We start from the raw sequence: 8,011 nt of genomic DNA, 5'->3' as shown, positions 1-8,011 counted from the left end.
CGACGAGGCGCACTGCCTGGAGCAGCTCGGCCGGGGCGGCGAGGCGGTCGAGCTGTACCGCCGGGTGGCGGCGCTCCGCCAGCAGCGCGGCACCCGCGGCCGCTGAGCCGGGCGGCGCCGGGCCCGCCCTCACCCGAACGGTCCCCCCGCTGCGCCGATCGCGGCCCCCCGGGTCCGCGCGCACACTGTCACCATGACGGACCTCGCCGAACAGGTGCGGCGTGGCCGCACCGCACGCAAGCAGGTGCCCCGCTCATCGCACGGCCGCTGGATCCCCGCCGCGGACCGGCCGGAGCCCCTCGCCATCCTCGAGGAACAGGCCAGGACGCGGGAGCCGGATCTGGTGCCCATCCGCTACGGCCGGATGCTCGAGTCCCCCTTCACCTATCTGCGCGGCGCGCCCGCCGTCATGGCCGCCGACCTCGCCCCGCACCCGAACACCGGACTCCACGTCCAGCTCTGCGGCGACGCCCATCTGCTGAACTTCGGTCTCTTCGCCTCCCCGGAACGCACGCTCCTCTTCGACGTCAACGACTTCGACGAGACGCTCCCCGGTCCCTTCGAATGGGACGTGAAGCGGCTCGTCGCCAGCGTCGCCGTGGCCGCACGCGACAACGGACAGCCGGACGCGCAGGCCCAGCTGGCCGCGCAGGCGGCGGCCGAGTCGTACCGGCTGTCCATTCGCCGGCTCGCGGGCCTCGGAGAGCTCGCCGTCTGGTACGAGCGGATCGCCGCCGAGGACCTCGTCCCGATCGTGGCGAAGATCCGCCGCGCGCACTTCGAGGCCCAGCTGGCCAGGGCCCGCAGCCGCACCAGCCTGCAGGCCATGGAGAAGCTGACCGAGAGCGTCGAGGGGCACCGGCGCATCGTCCAGGACCCGCCGCTGCTCGAATCGGTCGACGGGATCGACGCGGCGGCCGTACGGAAGATCCTCAGCGACTACCGCAGCACCCTGCCCGAGGACCGGCGGGTTCTGCTGGACCGGTTCCGGTTCGTCGAGGCGGCCCGCAAGGTCGTCGGAGTCGGCAGTGTGGGCACCCGCTGCTTCGTGGCGCTGATGGTCGGCCGGGACCCGGACGACCCGCTCTTCCTGCAGATCAAAGAGGCCCAGCGGTCCGTCCTCGAACCCCATCTGCCGGCCTCGACGTACCGCCACCAGGGCCAGCGCGTCGTCGCGGGCCAGCGGCTGCTCCAGGCGGCGAGCGACATCTTCCTCGGCTGGGTCACCGGCCCTCAGGGCCGCTACTTCTACTGGCGGCAGCTGCGCGACATGAAAGGCTCGGCGGACATCGCCGACATGACGCCGACGGTGCTGCGGGACTACGCCGGACTGTGCGGCAGGGCGCTCGCCCGCGCCCATGCCCGGTCCGGGCAGCGGATCGCCATCGCCGCGTATCTCGGCACGTCCGACAGGTTCGACCTGGCCATGGCCGACTTCGCCATGGCGTACGCCGACCGCACGGTCGCGGACCACGCGGCCCTCGAGGCGGCGGTCGCATCCGGTGCGATCGACGCCACGACCGGGGTGTGACAAGCGCCCCGACCGGGGTGTGACAAGCGGTCCCGGCCGGGTTGTGGCGGGCGTTCCCCGGCCGCCCTCTGGTCCGCGCGATCATCGCGTGTTACGAAGAGGCATGCCAGCAGCCTCTGCCGAAACGTTTACCCGGACCGTGTACGACGCCGTCATCGTGGGCGGCGGCCACAACGGACTGGTCGCCGCCGCCTACCTCGCCCGGGCCGGCCGCTCCGTCCTCGTTCTCGAGCGCCTCGGGAACACCGGGGGAGCGGCCATCTCCACCCGCCCCTTCGCCGGGGTCGACGCCCGGCTCTCGCGCTACTCGTACCTGGTGTCCCTGCTGCCCGACAAGATCGTCCGCGACCTGGGGCTGCGCTTCACCGTACGGAAGCGGACCGTCTCCTCCTACACGCCCACCGTGCGGGGCGGCCGGCCCACCGGCTTGCTCGTCGGCGGGGACCGCACGCGCGAGTCCTTCGCCGCGCTCACCGGCTCCGGCCGCGAGTACGAGACCTGGGAGGCCTTCTACGGGACGACCCGGCGCGCGGCGGAACGGATCTTCCCGACGCTCACCGAGCCGCTGCCGACCCGTGCCGAACTGCGGGACCGCGTCGCGGACGACGACACGTGGCGGATGCTGTTCGAGGAACCGATCGGAGTCGCGATCGAGGAGCGGTTCTCCGACGATCTGGTCCGGGGCGTCGTGCTGACCGACGCGCTGATCGGCACCTTCGCCGACGCCCACGATCCACTGCTGCGTCAGAACCGCTGCTTCCTCTACCACGTCGTCGGCGGCGGCACCGGCGACTGGGACGTCCCGGTCGGAGGCATGGGAGCCCTCACCGACGCGCTCGCCGACGCGGCCCGCACGGCCGGCGCGGAGATCGTCACCGGTCATGAGGCGATCCGGATCGACACCGATGGAGGGACCGCGGAGGTCGTCTTCCGCACCGACGACGGCGAAGGTGCCGTGGCCGCCCGAAAGGTCCTGGTGAACGCCTCGCCGCAGGCCCTGGCGGCCCTCCTCGGCGAGGAGCCCCCCGCCCCCGCGGAGGGCGCCCAGCTCAAGGTCAACATGCTGCTGCGCCGGCTGCCCCGCCTGCGCGACCACCATGTCGACCCGCGGCAGGCGTTCTCCGGGACCTTCCATATCGCCGAGGGATACGGCCAGTTGGCGACCGCGTACGCCGAGGCCGCGGCCGGCCGGCTGCCGCAGGCCCCGCCGTCCGAGATCTACTGCCACTCGCTCACGGACCCGTCGATCCTCGGTCCCGAACTGGCCGCCCAGGGCTACCAGACCCTGACCCTCTTCGGCCTGCACACACCCGCCCGCCTCTTCGCCGACAACCCCGACGCGACCCGCGACGCCCTGCTGAAAACCACCCTCGCCGAACTCGACGCCCATCTGGAGGAACCGATCACGGACTGCCTGGCCCTCGACGAGGCCGGGCAGCCCTGCATCGAGGCGAAGACCCCGCTCGATCTCGAACGCGATCTCCGGCTGCCCGGTGGCCACATCTTCCACCGGGATCTGGCCTTCCCGTACGCGGACGAGTCGACCGGCCGCTGGGGTGTGGAGACCAGCCACGCGAACGTCCTCCTCTGCGGCGCGGGCGCGGTGCGCGGCGGCGGGGTGAGCGGCATCCCCGGTCACAATGCGGCGATGGCGGTGCTGGGCCACTGAGTCGTGTGCTCGGCGCGTTCAGTCCGCGGACACCGTCCAGCCCACCGCCTCGATGCGCTCCGCATCGCCGGGACGCCGCTCGTCGAAGAGCACGCGGCCGCCGTCCTCGACCCGGAGGCCGTCCACGTACACGCCGCGGCCCACATAGAGCTGGTCCGTCGTGTACCGCCAGCGCAGCCGGACCGGCCGGGCTGCCCACGCGGACAGTGGGGCCTCCAGGCGGTGCCAGGTGCGGCCGGACCAGCCGGTCGCGGAGCCCGAGGGGCGCGTCTCGGGCTGCCGCCCCTCGCGTACGGTCGTGAAAGGCACCGGTTCCCAAGTGGCGCCGCCGTCCGCCGAGGCCTCCAGGAACACCTTGTCGGCGCCGGGCTCGGTGTCCCACCACAGGGAGCAGCGCAGTCGGGCGCGGTCGGAGGACGGGCCGAGCGCGGGCAGGGCGAGGGTCGCGGTCGTGGCCCCGGCCATGCCGGAGAACCAGGCGGTGCGGCCACGGTCGGGACGTACGGGGACGGCGCGGGCCATGTCGTTGGCGGCGGCGACCCGCGGGGCGCTGCCCGAACGCCAACTACGCACCGGGTGCACGGAGTTGCCGAGCACCACGAGGAACGAGTCGGTCGACGGGTCGAGGACCAGGCTCGTGCCGGTGAATCCGGTGTGTCCAGCCGTGCGCGGAGTGGCCATCGCGCCCATGTACCAGTGCTGGTAGAGCTCGAATCCGAGCCCGTGCTCGTCACCGGGGAACGCCGTGTTGAAGTCGGTGAACATCAGCTCCACGGACTCGTCGGAGAGGATCCGGGCCCGTCCGTAGGCCCCGCCGTTGAGCAGTGTCCGGGCGAGCGCGGCCAGGTCCCAGGCGCAGGAGAACACACCCGCGTGGCCCGCGACCCCGCCGAACCCGTACGCGTTCTCGTCGTGCACCTCGCCCCACACCAGGCCCCGGTTCAGCCCCGACCACGGCAGCCGGGCGTCCTCGGTCGCGGCGATCTTCGGCCGCCAGGAGGGCGGTGGGTTGAAACGTGTGCGGTGCATCCCGAGCGGAGCGGTGATCTCGTCGTGCAGCAGCACATCCAGCCCATGACCGGTGATCTCCTCCAGGATCAGCTGAAGCGAGATCAGATTGAGGTCGGAGTACAGGTACTTGCTGCCGGGCGGATTCGCCGGAGCCTCGTTCCACAGCAGCCGCAGCTGCCCCTCCCGCGTCGGCTCCTTGTACAGCGGGATCCACGCCCGGAATCCCGACGTGTGCGTGAGCAACTGCCGTACGGTGATGTCCTGTTTGCCCGCGGCCCCGAACTCCGGGAGATACGCCGTGACTCTCTCCTCCAGCTCCAGCGCGCCGCGCTCGATCTGCTGCACGGCGAGGATCGAAGTGAACAGCTTGGAGACGGAGGCGAGGTCGAAGACGGTGTCCTCGGCCATCGGGATCTGCTGCTCGGCGGGGAACTCCACCCCCGTGTCGGTCTTCTCGTCGTAGGCCGCGTACCGCACCGCCTTGCCGATGGGACGGTGCAGGGCGACGGTCCCGCCCCGGCCCGCGAGCAGCACCGCTCCCGCGTACCAGGGGTGCTTGGGGGAGGGGGAGAGATACTTCTCGGCGTCCGTGACCAACTGGTCGAGGTGCGCGGCGATGAGCCCGGCCCGCTCGGGGGAGCCGCGCCGCAGGGTCGTACGCCCGTGACGGGGTCCTGGTTCCGACGCTGCCGCGCCGCCCGGAAGCGGTCCGATCACCTGGGGGTACCTCCCATGCGAAGCTATGGGGGAACTCATCCCCAGTGCCAGCACCCCGCCGCCCAGCGTGCGACGGCTGATTCCTCTGCCCGCCGAGTCCTCTGCCATGTCCCAGCCTCCCTGAAAGAATCCTTCGGGCTCACGTGCAACACGTGAAACTTTCTTACCGGGGTGAGGGAGCGTCACGACACCCCTCGATCAACCCAATAATCTGACACTGCATCAGAAAATCTCTTCCCTCGGCCGTTCCGCTGCGGCATCCTGCCGCCCATGGAGACGGAGCTGAGCAAGAAACTGGGAGTCGAGCACGCCATCTTCGGCTTCACGCCGTTCCCAGCGGTCGCCGCCGCCATCACCCGGGCAGGCGGGCTCGGGGTGCTCGGCGCGGTCCGCTACACCGCCCCCGACGACCTCAAACGCGATCTCGACTGGATGCAGGACCACACCGGCGGAAAGCCGTACGGGCTCGATGTCGTCATGCCCGCCAAGAAGGTCGAGGGCGTGACCGAGGCCGAAGTCGAGGCGATGATCCCGGAAGGCCACCGCCGGTTCGTCGAGGAGACCCTCGCCAAGCACGGCGTCCCCGCGCTCCCCGAGGGCGAGGCCTCGGGCTGGCGCATCACCGGCTGGATGGAACAGGTCGCCCGCAGCCAGCTCGACGTCGCCTTCGACTACCCGATCAAGCTCCTCGCCAACGCCCTCGGCTCCCCGCCCCCCGACGTCGTCCGGCGCGCCCACGGCCACGGTGTCCTCGTCGCCGCTCTCGCCGGCAGCGCCAAGCATGCCCGCCGCCACGCCGAGGCGGGCATCGACATCGTCGTCGCCCAGGGCTACGAGGCCGGCGGCCACACCGGCGAGATCGCCTCCATGGTGCTCACACCCGAGGCCGTCGACGCCGTCGCACCTGTGCCCGTACTCGCCGCCGGCGGCATCGGCAGCGGCGAACAGATCGCCGCGGGGCTCGCCCTCGGCGCCCAGGGCGTCTGGCTCGGCTCGATCTGGCTCACCACCACCGAGGCCGAACTCCACTCCCGCGCCCTCACCGAGAAGCTCCTCGCCGCCGGCTCCGGCGACACCGTCCGCTCCCGCGCCCTGACCGGCAAGCCCGCCCGCCAGCTGCGCACCGAATGGACCGACGCCTGGGACGACCCGGCCGGCCCCGGGACCCTGCCCATGCCGCTCCAGGGGCTGCTCGTCGCCGAGGCCGTCTCCCGGATCCAGAAGTACGAGATCGAACCCCTCCTCGGCACCCCCGTCGGCCAGATCGTCGGCCGCATGAACTCCGAACGCAGCGTTCAACAGGTCTTCGACGACCTCACCCGCGGCTTCGAGCGCGCCGTGGACCGCATCAACCGGATCGCCGGAAGGAGCAAGTCGTGAGTGAGCAGCGGCCCAACGGCTTCTGGGCCCAGGCGGCAGCCGACCCCGGCCGCACGGTCCTGATCGCACCCGACGGCGAGGAATGGACCGCCGGCCGGCTGCATGCCGACGTCAACCGGGTCGTCCACGGGCTGCGCGCGGCAGGGCTGGAACGGGGTGACGCCTTCGCCGTCGTCCTCCCCAACGGCGTCGAGTTCTTCACGGCGTATCTCGCCGCATCCCAGGCCGGGTTCTATCTCGTTCCCGTCAACCACCATCTCGTCGGACCGGAGATCGCCTGGATCGTCGCCGACTCCGGGGCCAAGGTGCTCATCGCGCACGAACGGTTCGCCGCCGCGGCGACCGCCGCCGCCGACGAGGCGGGGCTGCCCGCGAGCCACCGGCACGCGGTCGGGCACATCCCGGGTTTCCGTCCGTACGCCGAACTCCTCGACGGCCGGAGCGAGTCGGTGCCCGACGGCCGGACCCTCGGCTGGGTCATGAACTACACCTCCGGCACCACCGGCCGTCCGCGCGGCATCCGCCGCCCGCTGCCCGGAAAGCTCCCCGAGGAGACCTACCTCGGCGGCTTCCTCGGCATCTTCGGCATCAGGCCCTTCGACGACAACGTCCATCTCGTCTGCTCGCCGCTCTACCACACCGCCGTGCTGCAGTTCGCGGGCGCGTCCCTGCACATCGGCCACCGACTGGTGCTCATGGACAAATGGTCGCCCGAGGAGATGCTGCGGCTGATCGACGCCCACGCCTGCACGCACACGCACATGGTCCCCACCCAGTTCCACCGGCTGCTTTCGCTGCCGCAGGACGTACGCAGCCGGTACGACGTCACCTCCATGCGGCACGCCATCCACGGCGCCGCGCCCTGCCCCGACCACGTCAAACGGGCGATGATCGAGTGGTGGGGGCACTGCGTCGAGGAGTACTACGCGGCCAGCGAGGGCGGCGGTGCCTTCGCCACCGCCGAGGACTGGCTCAAGAAGCCCGGTACGGTCGGCAAGGCCTGGCCGATCAGCGAACTCGCGGTCTTCGACGACGACGGCAACCGGCTGCCGCCCGGCGAACTCGGCACCGTCTACATGAAGATGTCGACCGGCGGCTTCAGCTACCACAAGGACGAGGCCAAGACCCGCAAGAACCGCATCGGTGACTTCTTCACCGTCGGTGACCTCGGGGTCCTGGACGAGGACGGCTATCTCTTCCTCCGCGACCGCAAGATCGACATGATCATCTCGGGTGGCGTCAACATCTACCCCGCCGAGATCGAGGCCGCGCTCCTCACCCACCCCGCGGTCGCCGACGCCGCGGCCTTCGGCATCCCGCACAGCGACTGGGGTGAGGAGGTCAAAGCCGTCGTCGAACCGGCCGAAGGCCAGACCCCGGGCCCGGCGCTGGCGGCAGCTGTCCTCGCCCATTGCGAGCGGCAGCTGGCGGGCTACAAACGCCCCAAGAGCGTCGACTTCATCGACGCCATGCCTCGCGACCCCAACGGCAAGCTCTACAAGCGCCGCCTGCGCGAGCCGTACTGGGAGGGGCACGAGCGCCCGCTCTGACCGGCGTCGGCCCGACCGGCGCCGGCGCCCCGGGAGCGAGGGCAGCGGACCGTCGCCGCCCCTAAGGGCTGTCCCGTAATCCCCGGCGGGCGCACGACGACAGCTACGGCACCTCGCTGCGTTGTCGGATCGCCCGAATACGCCCAGTATGAG

The 8,011-nt window shown here is 71.5% G+C and carries 5 protein-coding genes; 4 read left to right on the top strand and 1 reads right to left on the bottom strand.

Going from position 1 to position 8,011, the window contains the following annotated elements; translation table 11 throughout:
• Positions 1 to 193: 193 nt before the first annotated feature.
• Complete coding sequence (locus ACWGI8_RS34635) at positions 194 to 1,531, top strand: DUF2252 domain-containing protein (RefSeq protein ID WP_453667085.1); 1,338 nt, start codon at positions 194 to 196, stop codon at positions 1,529 to 1,531.
• 103 nt (positions 1,532 to 1,634) lie between these two features.
• Positions 1,635 to 3,200: a phytoene desaturase family protein gene (locus ACWGI8_RS34630; protein ID WP_453667084.1), complete on the top strand. Its 1,566-nt coding sequence runs from the start codon at positions 1,635 to 1,637 to the stop codon at positions 3,198 to 3,200.
• An 18-nt stretch (positions 3,201 to 3,218) separates the two neighbouring features.
• Here the strand turns inward: ACWGI8_RS34630 and ACWGI8_RS34625 are convergent, their stop codons facing one another.
• Complete coding sequence (locus ACWGI8_RS34625; RefSeq protein WP_453667082.1) at positions 3,219 to 5,036, bottom strand: serine hydrolase; 1,818 nt, start codon at positions 5,034 to 5,036, stop codon at positions 3,219 to 3,221.
• Between the two features lie 162 nt (positions 5,037 to 5,198).
• On the opposite strand from ACWGI8_RS34625, the gene ACWGI8_RS34620 reads away from it, so the two are divergent.
• Both ACWGI8_RS34620 and ACWGI8_RS34615 read left to right on the top strand, forming a co-directional pair.
• Positions 5,199 to 6,308 carry an NAD(P)H-dependent flavin oxidoreductase gene (locus ACWGI8_RS34620; protein WP_453667081.1) on the top strand — a complete coding sequence of 370 codons (1,110 nt, stop codon included), beginning with the start codon at positions 5,199 to 5,201 and terminating at the stop codon, positions 6,306 to 6,308.
• Positions 6,305 to 7,858, top strand: a complete 1,554-nt coding sequence (locus ACWGI8_RS34615; protein ID WP_453667079.1) for an acyl-CoA synthetase — start codon at positions 6,305 to 6,307, stop codon at positions 7,856 to 7,858. The genes ACWGI8_RS34620 and ACWGI8_RS34615 overlap by 4 nt, the downstream gene beginning before the upstream one ends.
• Positions 7,859 to 8,011: the final 153 nt, after the last annotated feature.

Source organism: Streptomyces sp. NPDC054841, assembly GCF_053611045.1.
The sequence above is the reverse complement of the archived record's forward strand: the minus strand, read 5'-3'. Positions and strand labels throughout refer to the sequence as shown.

Coding starts and splice junctions, on each gene's coding strand:
- ACWGI8_RS34635 (WP_453667085.1), top strand. CDS start 194: ATGACGGACCTCGCCGAACAGGTGCGGCGTGGCCGCACCGCACGCAAG.
- ACWGI8_RS34630 (WP_453667084.1), top strand. CDS start 1,635: ATGCCAGCAGCCTCTGCCGAAACGTTTACCCGGACCGTGTACGACGCC.
- ACWGI8_RS34625 (WP_453667082.1), bottom strand. CDS start 5,036: ATGGCAGAGGACTCGGCGGGCAGAGGAATCAGCCGTCGCACGCTGGGC.
- ACWGI8_RS34620 (WP_453667081.1), top strand. CDS start 5,199: ATGGAGACGGAGCTGAGCAAGAAACTGGGAGTCGAGCACGCCATCTTC.